The organism is Flexivirga sp. B27 (assembly GCF_052905685.1).
The window spans coordinates 126,362-150,700 of record NZ_JBPYUM010000001.1 but is presented as its reverse complement, the minus strand read 5'-3'; the positions used below and the strand labels follow the sequence as shown (position 1 = coordinate 150,700).

At 68.0% G+C, this 24,339-nt stretch carries 24 protein-coding genes; 7 read left to right on the top strand and 17 right to left on the bottom strand.

The annotated features are described in order from the left end of the window. Positions 1–69: 69 nt before the first annotated feature. The 4 genes from ACSZL9_RS00690 to ACSZL9_RS00675 are packed head-to-tail and all read right to left on the bottom strand — an operon-like array spanning position 70 to position 4,425. Complete coding sequence (locus ACSZL9_RS00690) at positions 70–750, bottom strand: GntR family transcriptional regulator (protein ID WP_446663533.1); 681 nt, start codon at positions 748–750, stop codon at positions 70–72. Beyond that, a complete protein-coding gene (locus ACSZL9_RS00685) occupies positions 747–1,994 on the bottom strand; it encodes a M20 family metallopeptidase (protein WP_446663532.1) in 1,248 nt (415 codons plus the stop codon). Before ACSZL9_RS00685 ends, ACSZL9_RS00690 begins: the two co-directional genes overlap by 4 nt. Beyond that, on the bottom strand, positions 1,991–3,196 hold the full coding sequence (locus tag ACSZL9_RS00680) for an aminotransferase-like domain-containing protein (protein ID WP_446663531.1): 1,206 nt from the start codon (positions 3,194–3,196) through the stop codon (positions 1,991–1,993). The genes ACSZL9_RS00685 and ACSZL9_RS00680 overlap by 4 nt, the downstream gene beginning before the upstream one ends. A 5-nt stretch (positions 3,197–3,201) precedes the next feature. Then, entirely contained in the window at positions 3,202–4,425 is a 1,224-nt protein-coding gene (locus tag ACSZL9_RS00675) for a M24 family metallopeptidase (protein ID WP_446663530.1), read from the bottom strand. A gap of 63 nt (positions 4,426–4,488) precedes the next feature. On the opposite strand from ACSZL9_RS00675, the gene ACSZL9_RS00670 reads away from it, so the two are divergent. Then, complete coding sequence (locus tag ACSZL9_RS00670; RefSeq protein WP_446663529.1) at positions 4,489–5,472, top strand: D-2-hydroxyacid dehydrogenase; 984 nt, start codon at positions 4,489–4,491, stop codon at positions 5,470–5,472. Positions 5,473–5,476: 4 nt separating this feature from the next. Next, the gene (locus tag ACSZL9_RS00665; protein ID WP_446663528.1) at positions 5,477–6,427 is read left to right on the top strand and encodes a pyridoxal-phosphate dependent enzyme; all 951 of its coding nucleotides are present in this window, start codon (positions 5,477–5,479) and stop codon (positions 6,425–6,427) included. 307 nt (positions 6,428–6,734) lie between these two features. On the opposite strand, the gene ACSZL9_RS00660 is transcribed toward ACSZL9_RS00665, so the two are convergent. Together ACSZL9_RS00660 and uvrB are read right to left on the bottom strand one after the other, a co-directional pair. Then, a complete protein-coding gene (locus ACSZL9_RS00660) occupies positions 6,735–7,088 on the bottom strand; it encodes a DUF3817 domain-containing protein (protein ID WP_446663527.1) in 354 nt (117 codons plus the stop codon). A gap of 44 nt (positions 7,089–7,132) precedes the next feature. Beyond that, positions 7,133–9,256, bottom strand: coding sequence for an excinuclease ABC subunit UvrB (gene uvrB, locus ACSZL9_RS00655; protein ID WP_446663526.1), 2,124 nt, complete (start codon positions 9,254–9,256; stop codon positions 7,133–7,135). 153 nt (positions 9,257–9,409) lie between these two features. On the opposite strand from uvrB, the gene ACSZL9_RS00650 reads away from it, so the two are divergent. Beyond that, positions 9,410–10,666, top strand: coding sequence for a threonine/serine ThrE exporter family protein (locus tag ACSZL9_RS00650; protein ID WP_446663525.1), 1,257 nt, complete (start codon positions 9,410–9,412; stop codon positions 10,664–10,666). A 121-nt stretch (positions 10,667–10,787) separates the two neighbouring features. Next, positions 10,788–11,540 (top strand): SDR family NAD(P)-dependent oxidoreductase, encoded by a 753-nt coding sequence (locus tag ACSZL9_RS00645; protein WP_446663524.1) that lies wholly within the window; start codon positions 10,788–10,790, stop codon positions 11,538–11,540. A 20-nt stretch (positions 11,541–11,560) separates the two neighbouring features. On the opposite strand, the gene ACSZL9_RS00640 is transcribed toward ACSZL9_RS00645, so the two are convergent. After that, positions 11,561–11,899, bottom strand: coding sequence for a YnfA family protein (locus tag ACSZL9_RS00640; RefSeq protein ID WP_446663523.1), 339 nt, complete (start codon positions 11,897–11,899; stop codon positions 11,561–11,563). Positions 11,900–12,025: 126 nt separating this feature from the next. Here ACSZL9_RS00640 and ACSZL9_RS00635 point away from each other — a divergent pair, with 126 nt between their 5' ends. Both ACSZL9_RS00635 and ACSZL9_RS00630 read left to right on the top strand, forming a co-directional pair. Next, positions 12,026–12,718, top strand: coding sequence for a thioredoxin family protein (locus ACSZL9_RS00635; protein ID WP_446663522.1), 693 nt, complete (start codon positions 12,026–12,028; stop codon positions 12,716–12,718). Position 12,719: 1 nt separating this feature from the next. After that, a complete protein-coding gene (locus ACSZL9_RS00630) occupies positions 12,720–13,172 on the top strand; it encodes a MerR family transcriptional regulator (RefSeq protein ID WP_446663521.1) in 453 nt (150 codons plus the stop codon). An 18-nt stretch (positions 13,173–13,190) separates the two neighbouring features. Here the strand turns inward: ACSZL9_RS00630 and ACSZL9_RS00625 are convergent, their stop codons facing one another. The 10 genes from ACSZL9_RS00625 to coaE all read right to left on the bottom strand — a co-directional run bounded on the left by ACSZL9_RS00625 (position 13,191) and on the right by coaE (position 23,740). Then, a complete protein-coding gene (locus ACSZL9_RS00625) occupies positions 13,191–13,823 on the bottom strand; it encodes a GNAT family N-acetyltransferase (RefSeq protein WP_446663520.1) in 633 nt (210 codons plus the stop codon). Next, complete coding sequence (locus tag ACSZL9_RS00620) at positions 13,820–14,869, bottom strand: lipoate--protein ligase family protein (RefSeq protein WP_446663519.1); 1,050 nt, start codon at positions 14,867–14,869, stop codon at positions 13,820–13,822. Before ACSZL9_RS00620 ends, ACSZL9_RS00625 begins: the two co-directional genes overlap by 4 nt. Positions 14,870–15,009: 140 nt before the next feature. Then, positions 15,010–16,434: an MFS transporter gene (locus tag ACSZL9_RS00615; protein WP_446663518.1), complete on the bottom strand. Its 1,425-nt coding sequence runs from the start codon at positions 16,432–16,434 to the stop codon at positions 15,010–15,012. Then, a complete protein-coding gene (locus ACSZL9_RS00610; protein WP_446663517.1) occupies positions 16,427–16,864 on the bottom strand; it encodes a MarR family winged helix-turn-helix transcriptional regulator in 438 nt (145 codons plus the stop codon). The genes ACSZL9_RS00615 and ACSZL9_RS00610 overlap by 8 nt, the downstream gene beginning before the upstream one ends. 21 nt (positions 16,865–16,885) lie before the next feature. Next, a complete protein-coding gene (locus ACSZL9_RS00605; RefSeq protein ID WP_446663516.1) occupies positions 16,886–18,103 on the bottom strand; it encodes a chloride channel protein in 1,218 nt (405 codons plus the stop codon). Between the two features lie 35 nt (positions 18,104–18,138). After that, entirely contained in the window at positions 18,139–19,218 is a 1,080-nt protein-coding gene (locus tag ACSZL9_RS00600; RefSeq protein WP_446663515.1) for an ABC transporter ATP-binding protein, read from the bottom strand. 13 nt (positions 19,219–19,231) lie between these two features. After that, on the bottom strand, positions 19,232–20,551 hold the full coding sequence (locus tag ACSZL9_RS00595; RefSeq protein ID WP_446663514.1) for an ABC transporter substrate-binding protein: 1,320 nt from the start codon (positions 20,549–20,551) through the stop codon (positions 19,232–19,234). An 18-nt stretch (positions 20,552–20,569) separates the two neighbouring features. Next, entirely contained in the window at positions 20,570–21,472 is a 903-nt protein-coding gene (locus ACSZL9_RS00590) for a carbohydrate ABC transporter permease (RefSeq protein ID WP_446663513.1), read from the bottom strand. After that, positions 21,465–22,424 carry a carbohydrate ABC transporter permease gene (locus tag ACSZL9_RS00585; RefSeq protein ID WP_446663512.1) on the bottom strand — a complete coding sequence of 320 codons (960 nt, stop codon included), beginning with the start codon at positions 22,422–22,424 and terminating at the stop codon, positions 21,465–21,467. Before ACSZL9_RS00585 ends, ACSZL9_RS00590 begins: the two co-directional genes overlap by 8 nt. A gap of 104 nt (positions 22,425–22,528) precedes the next feature. Then, a complete protein-coding gene (gene coaE / locus ACSZL9_RS00580) occupies positions 22,529–23,740 on the bottom strand; it encodes a dephospho-CoA kinase (protein ID WP_446663511.1) in 1,212 nt (403 codons plus the stop codon). Positions 23,741–23,865: 125 nt separating this feature from the next. On the opposite strand from coaE, the gene ACSZL9_RS00575 reads away from it, so the two are divergent. Continuing rightward, on the top strand, positions 23,866–24,210 hold the full coding sequence (locus ACSZL9_RS00575; RefSeq protein WP_446663510.1) for a carboxymuconolactone decarboxylase family protein: 345 nt from the start codon (positions 23,866–23,868) through the stop codon (positions 24,208–24,210). Positions 24,211–24,339 lie beyond the last annotated feature (129 nt).

The following is a 24,339-nucleotide window of genomic DNA, read 5'->3' as shown; positions in this document are numbered from 1 at the left end:
GAGGGTTATGCGCAGGGATCGGCGAGATCTCGTGCATAACCCGCGACCGTTGAGGGTTATGCGCAGATGTCAGCCGGCGGCGCCGGAAGTGAGCCGCCGCACCGCATCCGCCATGTGCAGCCGCAGCAGCCGGTCGGTCTCCTCCGGCGCACGGTCGATGAACGACTGCGCGATCGCCCGGTGCTCTGCCGCGCGGTCGTCATTGCCTTCGTATGTCGGATCGAGCGCGTGTATGCCGATGCGCGTCTCGGTCAGCAGCGTCCGGTGCATCCGGGACAGGCGCGGGCTGCCGGCCAACCGGACGAGCACGTCGTGGAATTCGACGTCCGCTTCGCCCACCCCGCCGGGGTCGTCCGCCTCTGCTGTCGCGCTCATCGTCTCGGTGATCTTCAGCAGCTCGACCCCGGCCTCGTCGGGCGTGCCGAGATGAATCTGCTCGGCGGCCGCTCGTTCGACGGCCTGTCGGGCGACATACATGTCCTGCACCCGCTCCGGCGTCATCTCGATCACGAACAGCCCGCGGTTGCGGATCGACAGCAGCAATCCCTCCTGGGTCAACCGCTGCAGACCCTCGCGCAGCGGTCCCCGGCTGACGCCGAGCTGCTTGGCGAGGTCGGCCTCACCCAGCTGGCTACCGGGTGGCAGGTCACCGCGTTCGAGTGCACCGCGGACGCTGTCGGCAATCATCGCGGCGGTCGACTTCTGCTCGACCGGCTTGAGTGCACGCACCTTGGCGCCGTTCCTCGTCATACCTGCGCGCCGTCCGACGTCCCGAGCAACCGCACGGCGATCCGCAGATAGGTGCGCGCCGCCGTCATCAGCTCCTCGATCGACACCGACTCGTCCGGTCGGTGCGCCTGCTCGTTGACCGACCCGGGGCCGAGCACGACCGTGGGCACCCCGAAGTCACGGCTGACGTAGCCGCCGTCGCACGCTGCGGTCCACCCGCCGAGCGGCAGCCCGGGACCACCGGAGTCGGCGAGCGCCCGGTCGACGTGCCGGACGAAACCGGCGTCTTCGGACGTCTCGAACCCGGGCATGCTCATGGGCATCTCGACCTCGGCACGCAAACCGTCGGCGGGCAGGTCGAGCGCATCGATGCGCGCGTTGACGGCGCGGAGCACGGCGTCGGGGTCCTCCCCCGGCAACAGCCTGCGGTCCGACTGGACCCGGCAGGTGGCGGGCACGATCGCGGTGCCCTGCCCACCGGTGACGATCCCGACACTCCACGTCGCCGGGCCGACGAGCGGATGCGGCGCGGCAGCCAGCTCGTCGTTCCAGGCACGCAGCGACTCGATCACGCGCGCGGCACCGTAGATCGCGTTCCGTCCGTCCGACGGGCGACCCGCGTGCGCGGCCAGACCGTGCACGGTGATGTCGAGGTAGCAGTCGCCGCGCGCCGCGATGATCGTCTGCAGATCGGTCGGCTCCGCAGTGATGCACCCGAGGTAGGCCGGCGGTTCGTCCTGCATGAACCTGCGTATGCCGATGCCGCCCTCCTCCTCGTCGACGGTCGCCGCCAATTCGATGCGTCCGGACAGGCGAGTGCCGGTCTCGGCCACAGCGCGCTGCACCGCGTCCATCGCGACGACACTCGCCGCGAGGCCACCGAGCATGTCAGTGGCGCCCCGCCCGAAGATGCGCCCGTCGCGAACGACGCCACCGAACGGTTCTACGCTCCAGCCCTCGCCGACCGGGACGACGTCGGTGTGTCCGAGCAGCAGGAGTCGCGGACCGTCCCCACCGGCCGTGGTGACGCTGACGTTGTCGCGTCCCTCTGCTGCACTGGTGCGCCGGACGGCGAGGCCGCGCTGCTCACAGGCAGCCACCAACGCGTCGACCCGTGCCGCCTCCTCCCCCGGCGGGTTCTCCCCCGGGATGCGGACGAGGGCCTGGGTCAACGCGACCAGATCGGCCTCGTCGACCAACTCGAGAGCGCGACGCTCGAGGTCCGAAACCTCTTGTGTCCCAGGCGAACCGGACGTCGTGGTCATGCGCCCTGCTTCACGTGGTCGACGGCAGTGCGGAGCCGTGCCACACCCTCACGGATCCGGTCCGGCTGACTCGAGGCGAAGCACAGACGCACCGCGTTGGGGAAGAACTTGCTCGGCGAGAATGCGTTGCCGGGGATGAAGGCGACCCCGTCGGCGAGCGCCCGCTCGAAGAGCGCCTCGGTGTCCACCTCTTCGCCGAAGGTGACCCACAGGAAGAAGCCGCCCTCCGGGTCGGTGCACCGGATCTCGTCACCGAAGTGCTCGACCAGCGCCTCCTGCATCGCCGTCTTGCGCTCCCGGTAGGCCACTCGCTGCGTGGCCAGGTGCTCGCCGAGGTGACCGCCCTCCAGGAACGCGGCGATCAGTCGTTGCAGCGGCAGGTTGGTGCAGGTGTCCATCGCCTGCTTGGCGTTGATCAGCAGCTGCTGCAGGGCAGGGTCGGCTTCGACCCAACCGACTCGCAGCCCGGGGCCGATGATCTTGGAGAAGGTGCGCACCGACAGGACGAGCGGGTCGCCGTCGGCCAACTCGTGCAGCGACGGCACATCGTCGCCGGCGAACCGCAGCCGCCCGTAGGGGTCGTCGTCGATCAACAGGCTCCCCCACCGCCGGGTCAACTCGATCAACCGGTGGCGACGCTCGATCGACATCGAGGCGCCGGACGGGTTCTGGAAGGTTGGTATGGCGTAGATCGCCTTCGGCGCTCGGCCCGCCTGCTCGACCATCTCCTCCAGCCGGTCGACCTGCATGCCCTCGTCGTCGACAGGCACCTCGAGCAGTTGCGCCTGATAGGACATCGCGGTCGCCGAACCGTTGGTGTATGTCGGTGACTCGACCACCACCAGGTCGCCCGGGTCGACGAACAGCTTGAACGCGAGATCGAGCCCTTGCATGCCACCGGCAGTGATGAGCAGTCGCTCCGGCGTGGTGTGGTCGGTCGTGCCGTCCAGGTCGGCCAGCAGCGCCTCCCTCAGTCGCGGGTCACCCTCGCTGGCGGCGTAGTCGTAGGCGTCCGGCCGACTCAGCTCGGCCCGGGCCAACTCCCCCAACACCTCTGAGGGCACGGCCTCGGGAGCCGGACTGCCCATCGCAAAACGCACGATGTCGTGCTGCTGCTTGGCCAGCAGGGACGTGCTCGAATCGATCACCGACCCCACCAGGTCGGTGCTTCTGGCGGCCAGTGGGAAGCGTGTTCTCGCCACGGCAATCACTCCTTCGCGGTCAGTCCTCGCGGCACATTGGTCAACAGGTCCGGGCCCTTCGGACCGATCAGCATCGACTCGGAGGTTTCATAACCCCAGCCGTCCATCCACATTCCGAGGATGACGTGGAAGGCCATGTCCTCCTCGATCACGGTCTCGTCCTCGGGTCGGACGCTCATCGTCCGCTCGCCCCAGTCGGGTGGATATCCGATACCGATCGAGTAGCCGATGCGGGACTCCTTGGTCAAGCCGTAGCGGCCGATGGTCTGGCTGAACGCACGGTGCACGTCACACGTGCGGACCCCTGGCCGCATCTCCTCCAGCAGCGCGACCATCGCTTCGTTCGTGGCGTCCGCGCACTCGACCAGCTTGCGCGGCGGCTTGCCCAGCACGACCGTGCGCGCGAGCGGCGCGTGGTAGCGGTGGAAGACACCGGCCAGCTCAATGGTGGTCGCCTCACCCTTCTGCAGGGGCAGGTCACTCCAGGTCAGGTGCGGAGTGCCGGCCGTCTCCCCGGTCGGGAGCATCGGGACGATCGCGGGATAGTCACCACCGAGCTTGTGCGCGCCGAGCGCCTGGGCGTACTGGATCTCGGCGACGACATCACACTGGCGGCGCCCGGGCTCCAGCTCCTGCAGCGCCGTCTCCATGACCCGTTGGGCGATCTTGCCGGCCGTGTGCAGCTTCTCCCGCTCCAGCGGTGACTTGCGCACCCGGACCCAGTTGACCAGCTCGTTGCTGTCCACCAGCCAGGACGTGCGCAACCCGGCCTGGATCGACAGGTAGCTGCGCACCGAGAAGAAGTGCGCGTCGAGCTCGGCGGCGACATACGCACCGACCTCGTCGACCAGGACACCGACCTCCAGGGCACGCTCGACGATCCAGTCGAAGGGGTGCGCGTCGGGGCGGTTGACCAGGTAGTCCGGGTAGCCGTGTATTCGGTCGAACGGCAGGAACGCCGTGTAGTGCGCCCCCGCCGCGTCCATCGTGCGGGTGAACAGGTGGCAATCACCCTCGACCGGGACGATGAGGCACTGCGGCATGTAGAAGGACCACGCGTTGTAGCCCGTCAAGTAGTAGATGTTCGCGGGGTCCGCGACGATCAGCGAACTGATCGAACGCTCCGCCATACTCTGCTGAACCGCCACGAGGCGGTCCAGGTACTCCTGCTCCGGGAAAGGCCGGGAACGCAGGCCACTCGTGGTGGCCTCGGGGACTGTCTGACTCACAAGATCATGGTGCATCCAGATTCGATTGTTGACAATCAGACACGGCACCTTTTTAGTGGCGGAGTGACCACACCACTGCCCGTCATCACAGTGCTCGTCGCCGACCCCGCGGACCGGCCGCCGGGGTTGGCCACATTGGAGGGTCGCGCGACGTTCCGCTACACCGACGCGGCGGGGCTCGAGGAAGCCGTGCAGGGCGCCGACGCATTGTTCCTCTGGGACTTCTTCTCCTCCGCCCTGGAAGGTGTATGGCGACAGTGCGACCGGCTGCGCTGGATCCACGTCGCCGCCGCCGGGGTCGACAAACTGCTCTTTCCCGAACTACGCGACTCGTCCGTTGTCGTCACGAACGCGCGCGGCATCTTCGACCGGCCGATCGCCGAATTCGTCCTCGCCTCGGTGCTGGCCCACCTCAAGCTGCTGCGCGAGGGTTACGACCTGCAGCGCGACCACGTGTGGCTGCATCGCGAGACCGAGCCGCTGCGGGGGCGCCGGGCGCTGGTCGTCGGCACCGGCGCCATCGGCCGGGACATCGGCAGGTTGTTGCGGGCCGTTGACGTCGACGTGACCGGCGCCGGCCGCACCGCACGGACCGGCGACCCGGACTTCGGGGAGATCATCGCCAGCTCCGACCTGCCGTCCGCGGTGGGTGGTTTCGACATCGTCGTCAACGTCACCCCGCTGACCGATGACACGCGAAACCTCTTCGACCGCAAGGTCTTCGCCGCGATGAAGCCCTCGGCATACTTCGTCAACGTCGGGCGTGGTCAGAGCGTGGTGGAAGCCGACCTGGTCGACGCGCTGACCTCCGGCGAGCTGGCGGGTGCGGCACTCGACGTCTTCCAGCAGGAGCCGCTGCCGGAGGAGTCCCCGCTGTGGGACGTGCCGACGCTGACGATCTCGCCACACCTGTCCGGCGACTCCTCCGGCTGGCTGGATGCGCTGGCCGCGCAGTTCGTCCGGCTCGCCGAGCTGTGGCTGGCAGGTGAGGAGTTGCCGCATCCGGTCGACAAGCAGCTCGGCTTCGTGCCGAGCGGAGGTGCCTGAGGCGATGGCACGCCCCGAGCTGCCCGACCTGGCGTCGATCCGCGCGGCGCAGGAGCGCATCCGTCCGCATGTCACTCGCGCCTCTCTGCTGCGCAGCTCCGTGCTCAGTGAGCTGACCGGCGGCGACGTCCAGTTGAAGCTCGAGATCGAGCAACCGACCGGCAGCTTCAAGGTGCGTGGTGCCTGCAATGCGATCCTGACGGCGCAGCGGGCGGGTTCGGTCACTGGAGTCACGACCGCGTCGACCGGCAATCACGCCCGGGCGGTTGCCTACATGGGACGCAGGTTCGGGCTGCCGGTGACGGCGTTCCTGGCGAGTTCGGTCCCGGCCTATCGGGTGCAGGCGCTGGAGGAGCTCGGTGCCGCCGTCGACACCTCGTGCGCTGACCAGAGCGCCGCCCTCGACGCCGCTCGCCGGCTCGCTGCCGAGCACGAATATGCGTTCGTGCCGCCCTTCGATCACCCCGACGTGATCAGCGGACAGGGCACCATCGGGGTTGAACTGTGTGCCGACCTGCGCGATCTCGACGCTGTCATCGTGCCGGTGTCCGGTGGCGGCTTGATCAGCGGGATCGGCTTGGCGACCAAGGCGATTCGGCCGGAGGCGTTGGTCATCGGCGTGTGTTCGGACCGGGCGGACGCGATGCTGCGCTCGCTTCGGGTCGGTCACCCGGTGCCGGTGCCCGAGGTCGAAACGGTCGCGACCTCATTGCTGGGCGACCTCGGCCCCGACAACCACTACACGTTCCGGATCGCGCAACAGGTCATCGACGAGATCGTGACGATGAGCGAGGACGACATACGACAGGCGATGGAGCTGCTGTCGACCGAGGACGGCCTGACCATCGAAGGCGCGGCTGCTGCCTCGGTGGCCTACCTGCGGGCGACCGCGGACCGATGGCGCGGCAAGCGGGTTGCCGCGTTGATCACCGGGAACGCCGTCGCCCCCGGCTGAACCGAGCCCGTCCCGACCTACCGACCGTCGGCACTTCGGGACAGGATCCTCCCCGAAACGCGTCCCGACACACCGACCGTCGGCACTTCGGGCGGAATCGGCCGCATCCACGCACACAACCCTCAACAGTCGCGAGTTGTGCGCGAGATCTGGCCAATTCACGCGCACAACCCTCAACAGTCGCGGGTTACGCACGCAGCAGAGCCGACCCACTCACACACCCAGCGACCGTTGCCGGTTATGGACGGAAATCCCCGGAATCCCCGCACACAAGCAGCGACCGTTGCCGGTTGTGCGCGGGAATCGCTCAGGCGGTATGCCGAACCAGCGCGCCCCGACGCTCGGCGCGACGCTCGAACCACACCGTCATCAGCGGCGGGATGCTGCTGAACAGGCCGAGCAGGGTGTCCTTCGCCGACCACTTGTGCGACGTCGAGACCCACAGCAGGCTGATGACATACAGGATGAAGATGGTGCCGTGGATCGGGCCGAAGACGCGGACACCGACGTCGCCGGACTGCACGATCCACTTGAAGAACATGCCGATCAGCAGACCGATCCAGGACACGGCTTCGGCGAACGCGGCGATCTTGAAGGCGAGCGCGGGCTTGCTGGAGGTGACGCTCGCGGCGGCAGCCTCGTCGTCGAGAGTGGAGACCATGTCGCAGATCCTACGTGACGTAGTAGAAGCGTCCGGTCACCGGCTCACTTGGTGGCGGCCTCCATCTGCCGCAGCTCCTTCTTGAGGTCGCCCAACTCGTCGCGCAGACGGGCCGCGAGCTCGAAGTGCAGGTCGGCTGCGGCCTGGTGCATCTGCTCGGTCAGCTCCTGGATCAGCCCGGCCAGATCGGACGCCGGCAGCCCCGAGACTCGCCCGGCACCCGCGACCTCACCGTCGGCAGCGACCGCGCCGCGCAGACCACGCTTGCCCCGGCCGTCGCTCTTGCCCCGCGACTGCGCTCGGCCGCTGCCCATCAGGGCGTCGGTGTCGGCGTCCTCGCGCTGCAGCATGTCGGTGATGTCGGCGATCTTCTTGCGCAGCGGGGTGGGGTCGATGCCGGCCTCCTTGTTGTAGGCCAACTGCTTCTCCCGGCGGCGCCCGGTCTCGTCGATGGCTTCCTGCATCGAGGGGGTGACCGTGTCGGCATACATGTGCACCTGGCCGGAGACGTTGCGCGCGGCACGGCCGATGGTCTGGATGAGCGACCGCGCGGACCGCAGGAAGCCCTCCTTGTCGGCGTCCAGGATGCTGACCAGCGACACCTCGGGCAGGTCGAGACCCTCGCGCAGCAGGTTGATGCCGACCAGCACGTCGAACTCGCCGAGCCGCAGCTCACGCAGCAGCTCGACACGGCGCAGCGTGTCGACCTCGGAGTGCAGGTAGCGGACGCGAACGCCCTTCTCCAGCAGGTAGTCGGTGAGGTCCTCGGCCATCTTCTTGGTCAGCGTCGTGACGAGCACCCGCTCGTCCCGCTCGGTGCGCTCGTTGATCTCGTGCAGCAGGTCGTCGATCTGGCCCTTGGTGGGCTTGAGCACGATCTCGGGGTCGACCAACCCGGTCGGGCGGATGACCTGCTCGACGAACTCGCCGCCGGCCTTGGCCAGCTCGTAGTCACCCGGCGTCGCTGACAGATAGACGGTCTGCCCGATCCGCTCCAGGAACTCCTCCCACTTCAGCGGGCGGTTGTCCATCGCGCTGGGCAACCGGAAGCCGTGGTCGACCAGCATCCGCTTGCGGGACATGTCGCCTTCGTACATGGCGCCGATCTGCGGCACCGTCTGGTGCGACTCGTCGATGACGAGCAGGAAGTCCTCGGGGAAGTAGTCGAGCAGGCAGTTGGGGGCGCTGCCCGGGCCGCGGCCGTCGATGTGCCGCGAGTAGTTCTCGATGCCGGAGCACGCACCGACCTGCCGCATCATCTCGATGTCATAGGTCGTGCGCATCCGCAACCGCTGCGCTTCCAGCAGCTTGCTCTGCTTCTCCAGCGTCTTCAGCCGGTCCGCCAGCTCCTCCTCGATCGAGCTGATGGCGCGCTCCATCCGCTCCGGGCCGGCAACGTAGTGCGACGCCGGGAAGACATACATCTCCTGCTCCTCGCGCACGACCTCGCCGGTCAGCGGATGCAGGGTGTAGATCCGGTCGATCTCGTCACCGAAGAACTCGATGCGGATCGCCAACTCCTCGTAGACAGGGATGATCTCGACCGTGTCGCCACGCACCCGGAAGGTGCCGCGGGTGAACGCCAGGTCGTTGCGGGTGTATTGCATCTGCACGAACTTGCGCAGCAGGTCGTCGCGATCGATCTGCGCACCGACCTTGAGCGCCTGCATCCGGTCGACATACTCCTGCGGCGTGCCGAGGCCGTAGATGCACGAGACCGAGGCGACCACCACGACGTCGCGCCGGGTCAGCAGCGAGTTGGTGGCGCTGTGCCGCAACCGCTCGACCTCGTCGTTGATCGACGAGTCCTTCTCGATGTAGGTGTCGGTCTGCGGGATGTAGGCCTCGGGCTGGTAGTAGTCGTAGTAGGAGACGAAGTATTCGACCGCGTTGTGCGGAAGCAACTCTCGGAACTCGTTGGCCAGCTGCGCCGCCAGGGTCTTGTTGGGCGCCATCACCAGGGTCGGCCGCTGCACCTGCTCGATCAGCCACGCCGTGGTCGCCGACTTGCCGGTGCCCGTGGCACCGAGCAGCACGGTGTCCTGCTTGCCGTCGTTGACGCGCTGCGCCAACTCGGCGATCGCCTTGGGCTGATCACCGCTCGGGGAATACTCAGAAACGACCTCGAACGGCGCGACGCTGCGCTGCAGGTCAGTAGTGGGTCGCATACAGGCTTATTCCGCGCCGGCGTTGCGAGTCGCAAGCTCCCTGCAACGCGGTCGCGTCCCAAGCTTGCTGTGCCTGATCAGAATCAACTTCATGGTGCCACCGTAAACGCCGCCACCGACAGCAGTTGTTCCCCGACCCGTCATCATGTCTGTATGACGACGGGCTCCACGCGTGAAGTGCTGCTGCGGATCGGCAGCGCGTTGCTCGCAGGCGGCGCGCCCGTGCCCGACGTGGAGTGGCAGGTGACCCTCCTCGCGGGGCGGCTGGGCGCACGCGCCGTGCGGGTGGCCGCGACACCGACCGGCATCTTCGCCGGGCTGAGCAGCGACGACGCCGTCGGCTTCGAGCCGGTGACCGGTTCGCTGCGTCTGGAGCAGGTCACCCTCGTCCAGGGCGTCTACGAGCAGCTGATGTCCGGCTCGATCGACGGCCCGGCCGCCCTGCGCGAGCTGGACGACATCGAGGCGATGCCGTCGTCCCGACCGGTCTGGCTCAGTGACCTGGCGCTCGTCCCGATCGGCACCGGCATCTGCGCGGTGCTGCAACCCACCTGGCGCGACCTGCTCACCGCGGCAGCGAGCTCGCTGGTGGTGATGGTCCTGATGATCTCCGCCCGCCGCTTCGCGCTGGTGCGCACACTGCTGCCGCTGCTGGCATCGTTCGCGGTCGCCGTCCTGGTGCTCCTCGTCGCCCAGCACTGGCCGCTGCAAGGCACGCTGCGCACGATGGTCGCGTCCTTCGCCGTGCTGCTGCCCGGCTCGGTCATCGTCACCGGTATGTCGGAGATCGCCTCCGGTGCCGCAGTCGCGGGCAGCTCACGGCTCGTCTCGGGAATGATGCAGCTGGTCCTCTTCGCGGTCGGCCTGTTCGCGGCCGTCTCCGTCACCGGGGAGCACCTCGACGCGCTGACCAATGTCCGGGCGCAGGACCTCGGGCCCTTCGCGCCATACATCGGGGTGCTGGTGATCGGCTGCGGCATCGTCATCAACGTGGCCGCGTCGCGTGCCGCCATACCGTGGATCCTGTTGGTGCTCACCCTCACCTTCCTCACCCAGTCCGCCGGGCAGGCATTGTCCGGCCTGGTCATCGGCGCGCTCGCCGGTGCCACCGTGGCCGGGCTCGCGGCGGCACTTGTCCACCGACTCTCCGGACGCCCGCTGCGGCTGGTGGTCTTCCTGCCTGCCTTCTGGCTGTTGGTCCCGGGCAGCCTCGGCCTGCTCAGCACCACCGAGATCGTCACCGGACAAGGCGGACTGGACGCCGTCACGGTCGCGATCGGGTCGGTCGTGGCCGTCGCCGCCGGCACACTCATCGGCAGTGCCGCGGGCCGGGCCGTCGACCGCTTCCTCGACCCGGCGGACACCCCGGAGACCGAGAGCGTGGAGCTCACCGACGTCGAGCGGTTGTGACACCGCGCCTCGCGGACACCGGCGGTGGTGAGTGCTGCGGAACGCGGCGTGTCCGGTTCGCGGTCGCAGTACGGTGCGGGTGTCGAACCCACCTCGAGCGGCGGAAAAGAGCGTGGCACGCATGGCACGACGGATCCTCATCACGGGTGGCGGCACCGGGATCGGCCGGGCCATCGCGCACCGCCTGGTGGTCGAACAGCCCGAGTTGATGCTGGTCGGTCGACGCGCCGACGTCCTCCACAACACCGCCGACGAGCTGCGCCGGCGCGACCATCTCGCCGAGGTGACCACGCACACTTGTGATCTCACCGACGTCGACGCGGTGCGTTCGCTCGCGGAGGACATCACTGCCGGCGGGCCGATCGACGTGCTGGTCGCGAACGCCGGAGGAAACTACGGCATCGGGGGCGGCCCGGCGCTGGAGGACGTCGCGCGCTCGTGGCGCGCCGACTTCGATGGCAATGTCCTCCCGACCGTGCTGCTCACACACGCGCTGCTCCCCTACATCAGCCGACCGGGCGGTCGCATCGTCGCGATGAGTTCCATCGCTGCCCTGCGCGGATCCGGGTCGTATGGCGCCGCCAAGGCGGCCGTCAACGCGTGGGCCCTCGATCTGGCGAAGTCCGTTGCGGCAGAAGGGATCACGGTCAACACGGTGGCGCCGGGGTTTGTCCCGGACACCGAATTCTGGGCTGAGCGGCTCGCGGCCAATCCGCAGCTCGCAGCGTCGCGCACCGCGACCATTCCGGCCGGCCGCGCCGGCACACCCGACGAGGTCGCCGAGGCCGTCGCCTACCTCGCATCACCGGACGCGGGCTGGACCACCGGCCAGATCCTGCAGGTCAACGGAGGGACACTACTCGGCCGCGGCTGAGTCGCCCGAACGCAGGTGAGTCAGGCGCCGCCTCGCGGCGCGTACATGATGACAACTACACCCACGAGGCAGACGGCTGCGCCGATCATGTCCCATCGGTCTGGCCGAAACCCATCCATCACGACGGCCCAGGCCAGTGAGCCGGCGACGAAGATGCCGCCGTACGCCGCCAGGATCCGACCGAAGTGCGAGTCCGGTTGCAGCGTCGCGACGAATCCGTAAGCGCCCAGCGCGAGGACTCCCCCGACCATCCACCACCAGCCGCGGTGCTCGCGAACGCCCTGCCAGACCAGCGATGCCCCGCCGATTTCGGCGACCGCGGCGATGACGAAGAGCAGGAGTGACCGAGCAATGACCATGCCTCATTGTTGACTGCCCCCACAGTGCGCCGCGGCCGAGCCCTGGGTTGCAACCTGTACCTAGATACCGGTTTAGCGTGGAGACAACGCGGGCAATCGGCTCGCGGACGAGGGACAGGAGTGGTCATGGGTTCTGGTGTCGTTCGACAAGTCAGCGACGCGGAGTTCGACCAGGACGTGCGCGAGGCGCCGGGGCCGGTTGTGGTGGAGTTCTTCGCCACCTGGTGCGGCAACTGCCGTCGCCTCGCGCCCGTGCTGGACCGGTTGGCCGGAGAGTTCGCCGACCGTGTCCGATTCGTGAAGATCAACATAGAAGAGGACCTCCAGGTGGCAGCGAGGTACGGGGTCTCGGCCACCCCGACCTTGGTCCGGCTTCGAGCAGGTGAGCCCATCGCCCCCGCGCTGGTCGGCGCGCAACCCGAGACTGTGTTGCGTGACTGGCTCGCCGACACGGCCGAGCGCACACCGGCCGACGGCAGCGCGAGCGACGATGACCGCCAATGGGTGCCGGCCGACGCGTGCACCCTGCCCACTGCGGACCAGCCGCTGCGGGTCGCCGAGTTCGCTCGACTGTTCACCCACTCTCTCCGCGGGTTACAGCGCACGGGACCAACGCGGTTGCGGCTGGAACTTGTCGCCGACGCCGAAGACACCGCTCGCGACCTGATCGCACGCGAGACCGACTGCTGCGACTTCTTCTCCTTCACCCTCACCCGAGCTGGGGAGGGCGCCATGTGGATGGACATCGAGGTTCCGGCCGACAGACGCGGCGTGCTCGACGGACTGGCCGAACAAGCAGCCACGGCGCAGGCGGCCTGAGGTGGGACTGCGCAGCAGCGAGCTCGCTGCCAGCGCCGGAGTGAATCCGCAGACTCTGCGCTATTACGAGCGCCGCGGCCTCCTCGAGGAACCCACCCGCAGCCTGGGCGGACACCGGTTGTACCCCTCCCCGGAAGCCGTCACCGTGCTGCGGGTGATCAAGGCGGCGCAGCGGCTCGGCTTCACCCTGGACGAGATCGCCGAACTGCTTGATATCGGAACGCATCGGCATCCGCCCGCCCGGCGCAGCCGAGGGCTGCAGGAACGCGCAGCGTCGAAGCTCGCCGAGGTCGAGGCCAAGATCGAAGACCTGCACGTGGTCGCCGACACGCTACGCGCGGCCCAGGCCGCGGGCTGTGACGACCTCATCGACTGCGAAGCCAACCCGAACTGCCCGCTGCCCTTCGCAGACCTCGCCCACGGTGCGTCACCACCGTCCGCCGCGCAGGGATGACGCAAGACCGGCGAACCGTCATACCGACCACTCGTCGCGTAGCAGCACACAGGTCGCGAAGGGTGCGTCGTCGCGTTCGGTGCGCTCCCCTTCGACGAGCCCTCTACTGCGCACCTCACCTGCATAGCGCATACCGATGCGCTCCATCACCGCACGCGAACGCCGGTTGTGCCGGGTCGTGCAGGAAACCACCGCGCTGACGGCGAGCCGCTCGAACGCGAACGCCAGACCCGCACGGCCGATCTCAGCCGCATAGCCCCGCCCCCAGAAGCGGCGCCGCAATGCCCAGCCGAGCTCAAGCCAGTTGGCATGTGCGACATACGGTTCCGGCTCGTCATACGACACGGAGACCCAGTCGTCCGGCGGAAGGAACCGGTAGACCTGCGCCCAGTCGTCGTCGACCGGGGTGCGTGACAGGCCACCACGACCGATGACGTCCCCGGACGACCGGTCGTACGCCAGCCACTTGTGCACGCCGTGCCTCGTCCAGGACTCCCCCATGCCGGTGGCGAGCTCCTCGACATCAGCCCGAGTCGGGCACCGCTCGGAGTACCACGGCCACACCTCGGGGTCACACACGACGAGCCCGAGGTCAGCGGCCGACTCGGCCGAAACCGGTTCCAGCCGAAGGCGATCCGTGAAGACGGTCACGGGACCCGGTGCGTCCACTCCTGTGTGCCGAACTTCTCCTCGACGAGCCGGTGGGCCTCCGCCAACTCCTCGTCGGTGTATGCCGACAACTGACTGCGGTAGCGCGCGAGGAAGGACCGCGTGAACGTCTCGAGGATCTGCTCGCGAGGCAGCCCGGTCTGCGAACGCATCGGATCGACACGCTTGTTCGCGCTCTTGGTGCCCTTGTCCGACATCTTCTCGCGGCCGATGCGCAGCACCTCCAGCATCTTGTCGGCGTCGATGTTGTAAGCCATCGTCACGTGGTGCAGCACGGCACCGTCGGCGAAGCGCTTCTGGGCCGCGCCGGCGATCTTGCCCTTGTCGGACGCGATGTCGTTGAGCGGCACGTAGTGGGCGTTGATGCCGACCTCGGCCAGCGCGCCCATGACCCACTCGTCGAGGAACGCATAGGACCGCTCGAAGCTGAGGCCCTCGACCATCGACGTCGGCACGACGAGCGAGTAGGTGATGCAGTTGCCCGGCTCCATGAACATCGCGCCGCCGCCGGAAATCCTTCGCACCACGTCGATCCCGTGCTTCTCGGCACCATCCGCGTCGATCTCGTTGCGGTAGCTCTGGAACGACCCGATCACCACCAACGGCGAGTCCCAGTCCCAGAAGCGCAGGGTCGGCGGGCGAGTGCCCGCGGCCACCTCGTGCGCGATGACCTCGTCGAGTGCGACGTGCTCGACCGGTGGCAGCACGGTCGCGGGTATGACGTCGAAGGCGTGATCGTCCCAACCGGTGGCCTTCCCGAGGGCACGGCGCACGGCCACACCGACGGCGTCCGCGTTGAACCCGATGAGGTCGACGTCGGCGTCGAGCGCACCGGTGATCGCGCCGGCCAGTTGGTCGACGGATGCTTCGGCCGGCATCCCGGTCAGCGCCGCGTCGATGTCCTCCAGCGCGTCGTCCGGCTCGAGGAAGAAGTCACCGGAGACGGAAACTCTTGCCAATCGGCCGGATTCGACCTCGACATCGACCGCAACGAGCTTGCCACCAGGGACCTTGTATTCACCGCGCATGTCTCCACACTAGGACGCACCCGGTCTCGATACACCCTCCCCCGCTCCGCTGCTCCGGGCACTCGACCACCAGTCAAGGTCCGGCCCGCTCCTCCGGGCACTCGACCACCTGTCGGGACGCACGAGGTCTCGACCACCGGTCAGGACGCACCGAGCTCGGCGGCCACCTGTCGTCCGGTGCGCAGCGCCACCTCACTGGTAACCACGAAGGCGAGGACGACCAGCGCCGCCCCGCACGCGATCACGACGACCCACGCCAAATGGGTCGCCGTCGCGAGCCCCTGGCCCATCGAGCCGTGCAGCCGTCCGAACGCGATCGCCGGGAGCACTGCGACACCGAGCGAGCTGCCGATCTGCCGGCTGGTCGAGGCGATGGCGGCCGCCACACCGGCCTGGGCGCGCGGCATGCCGGCCATGGCGGAGTTGGTGATCGGCGCGTTGAGCATGCCGAACCCGACGCCGAAACACAGGTAGGCGAAGCCTAGGTAGACCAGGCTGGTGTCGTCGTCCAACCGGCTCAGCAGGATCGCGCTGAACCCGATGCCCAGCCCTGCCACGCACATCGGCAGGCGCACGCCGTGGTCGCCGACAACGCGTCCGGACACCGGACCGAGGAACGCCGCAGACAGCGCCATCGGCAGCGTCATCAACCCGGCGTGCAGTGCCGACATACCCCGAACGTCTTGCAGATAAAGGGTGTTCAGGAAGAGGAAGCCGCCAAGTGCGAGGAAGCCGACGACGGCAGCCACGACCGCTCCGCTGAACGGCACGCTGCGGAAGAAACGCGGGTCGAGCAGCGGCTCCCGCCGAGCCAGCTCCCAGCGCACCAACACGATCGCCGCGACCAGGGTGGCCGCGAAACAGCCGACCACGACAGGTGACGTCCAACCCAACGACCCTCCTTCGATGATCGCGTAGGTCACCGCGGCCAGCATCACCAGCACCAGCCCCTGCGCCACGGGATCCTGGCGACGCACCCGATCGGCCTGGGACTCCGGCACGAACAGCCCGGTGAGTATGACGGCAGCGATCACGACGGGCACGTTGATCCAGAAGATCGCACGCCAGCCCCGGCCCGCGACCAGGGCACCGCCGATCACCGGGCCGAGTGCCATCGACACACCGACGACGCCACCCCACACACCGATCGCCTGTGCCCGCTCGCGAGGTGCGCGGAACGTGTTGGTGATGATCGACATGGCGACCGGGTTGAGCATCGATCCCCCGACTGCTTGCAGCATGCGGGCAACGATCAGCAGGCCGGGGTTCGGTGCCAACGAGCAGCAGATCGAGCCGAGGCCGAAGAGCACCAGGCCGGTCTGGAAGACCCGGCGTCGTCCGATCCGGTCGCCCATGGAGCCGGCGAGCATCAGCAGGCTCGCAAGCACCAGCAGGTAGGCATCGATCACCCACTGCAGCTGGGAGCCCGTCGCGCCCAGCTCACGCCCGATGGACGGGATCGCCAGGTTCACGGCGGTCGAGTCGATGCCGACGATGAACAGGCTCATGCAACAGATCGCCAGCACGCCCAGTCGGCGGCGGCGCGACAGCACGGCCTCAGGCATGCTCGCTGGCCGTCCGCATCTTCTCGATCAGCCGGGTCAGCTCGCGCCGCTCGGCGACCGTCAGTGTCGCGACCGGCGCCGGCACAACATCGTCGACCGATCGCAGGCCGTCGAGCACGTCCTGACCGGAGTCACTGATCTGCACCAACTTGCGTCGGCCGTCCGACGGATCGGTGGTGCGCAGCACTAGGCCACGCGCGAGCAGGTCGGCCACGATGCCCGACACAGCGGGCGCGTCGATGCCCATCAGATCGGCGATCTCACCCTGCGACCGCGGGCCGCCCTCGACCCGACGCAGCACGCGGTAGCCGCTCCACGGCATACCGTCGGTCCGATCGTGCAGGAGGTCCCGCGACAGCCACTTGTGGTCCATCACCAGTGCGTGCAGGTTGAGCCAGACGGCTACCGGTGTCGTTTCAGTTGCTTTCACCCAACCATTATAAACACACAACTATTGTGTTCTGACAACCATTATGCGATGCATGACGCGGCCCGCGGCCCAACTGCCGGCGACTGCGACCACCACCGGTCCCCACAGGGTGGGCGGCGCCTGCGAGACCTCGAGCATGAACGCCCCGGCCATGATCGGCGCGTGCTGTGTCGTCGCAAGCATCGCGGCAGCACCGACCATCGCGCACACCATCACCGTCACTCCCCCGTCGTCGTGTCCGAGGGCCAGCGCCACCAGCGCCCCCAGCGCGCCGCCGGTCGCCATCGACGGTGTGATCAGACCCCCGACCAGTCCCCCGCGCAGACATGCTGCGGTCAGCAGCGGCTTGGCGATCAACAGCGCCACGAGCACGCCTGCGGACAACCCGCCGCGACCGACCAGCGCCTCCAGCACGCTCTTGCCGTTGCCGGTGACGCCCGGCAGGAACATCGCCACCAGTCCGACCAGTGCCATCGCCGCCGTCACCCGGACCGGCAGCAAGTGCGCCGGACGCGTCGGCTCACCACGACGAGCCGCCTCCATCAACCGGTTGAACCACGTCCCCGCGACCGCGCAGACCGGCCCCGCAACGATCGCCCAGACCCAGACTCCTGACTCGGTCCGGTGCGTGCCCAGTTGATAGACCGCATCCCAGCCGACCACCGGCCAGGCCACCACGACGGCGATGCAGCAGGTCAACGCGGCAGTTGCGATGGCGACGTAATCCATTGTCACCAATACGATTTCAGCGGTGAAGAGAATGCCGGCGACCGGCGCGTTGTAGACCGCTGCTAGGCCGGCGCCAGCCGCGCTGGCGAGCAACACGCGACGGTGCAACGCATCGAAGCCCAGTCGGGCTGCCACGGTTTCGGCGACGGCTGCTGCCAGCTGCCGGGGTGCGCCCTCACGGCCGAGTGACGCACCGGCACCGACCGCGACGATCTGGGTCGTGGCATCGAAAGCCGTCGACCGCAGCGGCATCCGAGTCGCGTCGGCGCCCACCGCCTCACGGACCCGCACGATGCGCAGTCGCCGGCGTAGCTGCCACCACACGAGGCCGATGACAACGCCGGCGAGCGTCATACCGATCAACCGCCGCGTCGGCGAGGCGAGCCGCACCTCTTCGGCGAACGACGTGCCGCCGGCGCCGAAGACGACGTGCTGGGCACCGTGCAGCACCAGCGTGAGCACGGCGCCGACGACACCGGTGAGCACGCCGACGACGACGATCGCGAGCACGAACCGCCCGGTGACCTGGAGCTCGGTGCGGAGTCTCAGAGCCGCCCGCCCGAGTCCGCGTCGAAGACGTGAACCTCCTCCGCGGTCGGCGCCACCCGCACGATCTCACCCTCGTCCGGACGATGCTTCTTGTCGGTGCGGATCGTCAGCCGTGGCCCGTCCCCACCCCCCGACTCCGGGCGGCCGTAGACGAAGACCTCCGCGCCGAGCGACTCGACCAACTCCACCTTCAGCGGTATGCCGTCCTTGGCCAGCCCATCACCGATCGTCCAGGACTCCGGCCGTATGCCGACGGTCACGCGCTCCGCCGAACCGCCCCGGTCACGCTCCAACGGCACTGCGGCACCGAGGAATTCGGCCTTGCCGTCGCGCACGGTCGCGTCGATAAGGTTGATCGCTGGCGAGCCGATGAAGCCCGCGACGAACGTGTTGACCGGATGGTCGTAGAGCGCCTCCGGCGTGTCCACCTGCTGAAGGACGCCGTCGCGCAGCACCGCGACGCGGTGCCCCATCGTCATGGCCTCCGTCTGGTCGTGCGTGACATAGACCGTCGTGACGCCCAGGCGCCGCTGCAACGCAGCGATCTGCGCACGGGTGGAGACCCGCAGCTTGGCGTCCAGATTGGACAGCGGCTCGTCCATGCAGAAGACCTTGGGGTTGCGCACGATCGCGCGCCCCATCGCCACCCGCTGGCGCTGCCCGCCGGAGAGCTGGCCGGGTTTGCGGTCCAGCAGCTTCTCCAACTCCAGGATCTGCGCCGCCTCCAGCACCCGGGCATGCGCTTCGGCCTTGCCGACACCGGCGTTGCGCAGGGCGAACGCCATGTTCTCCTCCGCCGACATGTTGGGGTAGAGGGCGTAGCTCTGGAAGACCATCGCGACGTCGCGATCGCGTGGGCGCACGCCCTTCTGGTCGTGCCCGTTGATCAACACCCGCCCCTCGTCGACCGGCTCCAGGCCGGCGAGCATCCGCAGGGTCGTGGACTTGCCGCAGCCGGACGGCCCGACGAGCACCAGGAACTCACCGTCCTCGATGTCCAGTGTGACGCTGTCCACCGAGGGCTGCGAGTTGCCCTTGTGCCGCCGGGTCGCGGCGTCGAAATACACCGATGCCATGAATATGCCGCCGTCAGGCCTTGAGCTTCGGCTTCACCTGCGACTCGTAAGCCTTGGTGATCGTCTTGTCCAGGCCCTTCATCGTCGACTCGACGTCCGAGCCGGCGATGATCTTGTCCAGCGCCTGCCCGATCGTCGCGCCGCCGCCGGGCACGAAGACTCGCGCGTTGTCCTGCGGGCGCGTCTTCGGCAGCTGGTCCACCGCCACCTTGAAGTTGGGGTTCTTCTTCAGGTAGGCCTTCTCCTCCGGCAGCTCCAAGGCCGACTTGCGCACCGGCATGTAACCGGTGGCCTGGCTGAAGGTGACTGTGCTCTGCGCGTTGGTGAGGAACTCCAGGAACTTCGCGGCGTTCGCCTTCCGCTTGGCCGAGATGCCTTCGGGGATGGCCAGTCCGGCACCGCCGGTCGGGCAGCACTTGACCCCGCCGGGCGCCGGCACGAAGCCCACGCCGAGCTCGAACGGCAGGTCGGTGAAGCCGCCGAGGTCTCCGGTCGACTCCAACAGGACACCGCCCAGGCCGGCACCGAAGTCGCTCGCCGAGTCGGCCGACGTCTTGACGTAGCCCTTCTTGCCCCAGCCCTGCAGCAGCTTGGCCGCCTTGATGGTCTTGGGGTCGGTGAACGTGGTCTTCCAGCCCTTGGAGTAACCGCCGCCGTAGGACCAGGCGATCGTCTGGAAGGTCCAGTCCAGGTAGTCGGCACCGTCGTCGAGGATCATCGCGTGCTTGCCGCCGCCGACCGCGGACTGCAGCTTGGGCAGCCAGCTGTTGAACTCGTCCCACGACTTCGGGGACCGGTCCGGCAGGCCGGCCTTCTTGAAGGCGTCCTTGTTGTAGTAGAACAACACCGTCGAGCGGGCGTAGGGGATGCAGTAGTGCTTGCCGTCATACAGGTAGTCGGCGTAGAGACCGTCGACGTAGTCGTCCGTCGACAAGCCCTCCTTCTTGAAGAGCGCGCCGATGTCGGTGAAGCGCTTGTTCAGTGCGAAGTTGAACCACGTGACGTCCGACGCGACGATGACGTCGGGTAGGTTGCCGCCGGCGAGTGCGGCGTTGAACTTCTGCCCGACCTCCTCGTAGTCCTTGCCCGCGTCGGTGAGCTTGACCTTCAGGTCGGGGTACTTCTTCTCGAACTCCGCGATGATCTTCTTCTCGGTCTTGGTGGAGGTGCCGGGGTGGTTGCTCCAGAAGTCGATGGTGTTGCTGTCACCGCCGCCGCCCTTGCCACCGCCTCCGGATCCCTCCGACCCGGTGCCTGCGCAGGCTGCCAGACCGGTGGCGACCGCTGCGCCACCCGCGACGCCGAGGAGTCCTCGGCGAGTCAATTCAGACATGTGATTGCTCCTTCTGGTTCAGCCCTTGACCGCACCGGCGGTGAGGCCCTTGATCATGTGACGTTGTAGGGCGAGGAAGACGATGAGCACCGGCAGCATCGCCAGCACGGTCGCGGCCATCACCGGGCCCCAGTTGGTGATGCCGTCGTTGTTCTGCAGATGCGTCAAACCGATCGGCAGGGTGCCACTGCGGCTGTCGTCGGACATCAGGAACGGCCAGAGGTATTCGTTCCACTCGTTGACGACGGTGATGATCGAGAAGGCGATCAGCGTCGGCCAGGACATCGGCAGCACCACCCGCCAGAGCAGCTTCAGCGGCCCGGCACCGTCCAGGCGGGCGGCCTCGATGATCTCGCCCGGCACCGACAGGAACTGGTTGCGCATCAGGAACGTCCCGAACGCGACGCCGGCCAACGGGATGATGATGCCCTGGTAGGTGTTGCGCCAGCCGAGTTGGCTGACCAGCGCGTAGTTGGAGATCACGGTGATCTGGTTGGGCACCATCAGTGCCGCGATGATGATCACGAACAGGATGTTGCGGCCGGGGAAACGCAGCAGCGACAACGCATACGCGCTGATCACGCCGAGCACGATCTTGGCGATCGACAGCACCGCGGTGATGATCACCGAGTTGCGGAAGTAGTCCCAGAACGGGATCGACGTGGTCGCCGAGTGATAGCCCTCGGAGGTCGGGTGCGCCGGCCACCACTGCGCCGGCTGGGTGTAGATGTCCGGGCGTTCCTTGAACGACGTGATGACGATCCAGAACAGCGGACCCGCGACGAGCAGGAACACCAGGACCATGCCGACGTAGCCGGCGATCTTCATCCCGGTGCCGCCGAAGCTGGCCGCCTCGGCGTTGTGCGCGCCGGTCTGTCTCTCGTCCGGGTCGGCCCCGGTGATCGCGACACTGTCAGTCACGGCGCATCCCCCGATCCATCACTCGGACCTGGATCACCGTGATGACCAACAGGATGACGAACATGATGGTCGCGATCGTGGCGCCATACCCTGCCTTGCTGTTGACGAAGGTCTCCCGATAGACCTGATAGACCAGCGTGGTCGTGCCGTAGCCCTGCGGCCCGCCGCGCGTCTCCACGTTGATGATGTCGAAGACCTGCACCGAGTTGAGCAGCACGGTGATCGACAGGAAGAACGTCGTCGGGCGCAGCTGCGGCAACAGCACCTTGTAGAACCGTCGCCACGCCGACGCGCCGTCGATCTCGGCGGCCTCATCGAGATCGGCGCGGCGTCCCTGCAGCGCCGCGAGGTAGATGACGAAGGTGTAGCCGAGGTTCTTCCAGATGTATGTCGCAGTCACCATGACCAGGGCCCAGCCCGGTCGCTGGTAGAAGTCGGGCACCTGAATCCCTATGCGGTGGAACAGATCCCGCAACATGCCGAAGTTGGGGTCGAAGACGAACTGGAAGGCGATGCCGACCGCGGCGCCGGAGATGACGAACGGCGCGAAGATGGCCGACCGGACCAGGTTGCGACCCCGCAGCTTCTGATCGAGCAGGATCGCCAGCGCGAGTCCGAGCGCCATCGAGATGCCGACCGCGCACACGGTGAAGATCAGCGTGTTGCGCAGCACCTCGTGCGAGTTGGGGTCGTGCCACCAGGTCTTGTAGTTGTCGAAACCGATGTAGTGCGCGACCGGCGCCGCGATGTTCCAGTCGGTGAACGACAGCCGGAAGTTGTCGACCAGCGGCCGGTAGGTGAAGATCACCAGCAGCACCAGGTTGGGCAGGAGCAGCCCGGCCGCGAGCAGCCACTCGCCATACGGCCTGCCGCTGCGCTGTGGGGGTGGTCCGACGGGCTCCGGCGGTCCGGACGGTGGTGTCACCGCCGCTGTCTCCGGGGGTGCACTCACGAGCGCACAGCCTGATCAACGTTGGTCAACACGGGCTGAACATTAGTGTCCCGCGCGCCGATATGGGGGTAACTATCGCGCGACACGGTCGAACCGTTACTTCCTCACCTCCCCGCGGCACTCCAAGCACGCGCGCGGCCCAGTGCCGCGGCCATCCACGGCTCCTTGGCAGTCGGGTACGCCGCGCGGTCGGCTTCGGTCCGGCCCGGGTGCAGTGCGGCGATGCGACGCTTCTCCGCGACGTAGGCGTCACGCTCAGCCGGGTTAGCCCGCAACCAGTCCCGGAACTGCAGCGCCAACTGCGCGCCCGGACCGTCCGCCGGGCGCACGTGCAGGTGGAACACCGTGCCGGGGTCGGCCCCGTTGAAGTACGCCTTCCGCCACACCTCAGGCTCCGGAGCCCATTCGTGCGGGGTGTCCGTGCGCAGCCGGCCGTCGACGAAGCCGGCCGCACGCAACGCGTCGCGGAAGGCGTCGGAGGTCGCGAGGTCCAGATCCAGCACACGCAGTTGGAGGTCGATGACGTCCTTGGCACCGAGACCCGGCACGCTGGTCGAGCCGATGTGATCGATGCCGGCGACCCGGTCGTCCAGGCCGGCCGTCACGAGTTGGCGCTGCAGGCGGGCGATCGCCCGAGCAGCGATGGCGGGCCACGCCGCGTCGTAGTCCTCGATGCGCACCGGGAGCTCTCGGCGCACGCCGCGGTCGGCCAGCAGATTGTCGTTGTATGGCGAAAGGCGTTGCTGCCACAGGCTTTCCACCTGATCGAGCAGTTCCTCGCGGGTGCCGTTGTTGTCCAGCAACGCGTCGGCGACGGCATACCGCTGCTCGTCGGTGGCCTGCGCGTTGATCCGGGCAGCGGCGTCCTGTGGCGTCATACCCCTGTCACGGACCAGTCGCTGCGAACGCAGCTCCGCAGCGACGTCCACGATCAGACAGAGGTGATGGTCGGCGGCCAGTCCGGCCTCCACCAGCAGCGGCACGTCGTGGACCACGATCGCTTCGGGTGGCGCCGCGGCTCGGCGCTGCTCGGTGAGGTCACGGACCCGCGGGTGAGTGATCGCCTCCAGGTCTCGGCGCGCCCGCTCGTCCGCGAAGACGATGGCACCCAGCGCGGGCCGATCCAGCCAACCGTCAGCCCGAAGCACATCGGCACCGAAGCGTGCGACGATCTCCGCCAGCCCCTCGGACTCCGGCGCGACAACCTCCCTGGCGAGTCCGTCGGCGTCGATGACGACGGCGCCGAGCTCGGCGAGCCTCGTCGCCACCGTCGACTTGCCGGATCCGATGCCGCCGCTGAGTCCCACATAGAGCACGGCCGCGACTCTAGTGCAGGGCATCAGACATGCGGCTGGTGCGGATGTGCACGGGGGCCACGGCAGCGGCGCGCGACGGCGGTCTAGCGTGAAAGGACAGTTCGTCCCCGGATGAAGGAGCACCCATGTCCGACAGTCTCTACGAGCCTGCGACCCGTGAGATCGACCAGCGCCGAAAGGAATTGGCCCCCGGGCCGTATGACGCGTTCTCGGCCTTCAGCAAGGCGGTGTTCGCCGAGGGAGCACTGGACGAGAAGACCAAGCAGCTGATCGCTGTCGCCGTGGCCCACACGACACAGTGCCCCTACTGCATCGACGGGCACACCAAGCTCGCCAAGCGCAAGGGTGCAGCCCCGGAGGAGATCATGGAAGCGGTCTGGGTTGCTGCCGAGATGCGGGCTGGCGGTGCCTACGCACACTCGACCCTTGCCCTGCGGGCACTTGGGGAGACCGAGCCGCACCAGCACTGAGGGAACGGTCCCGCCAGAGCTGGCCGAGCCCACGCCAGAGGTGGCCGAGCCCGTCGAGGTCACACCAAAGATGGCCGAGCCCGTCGAGGTCACACCAAAGACGCCCGAGCCCACACCAAAGATGGCCGA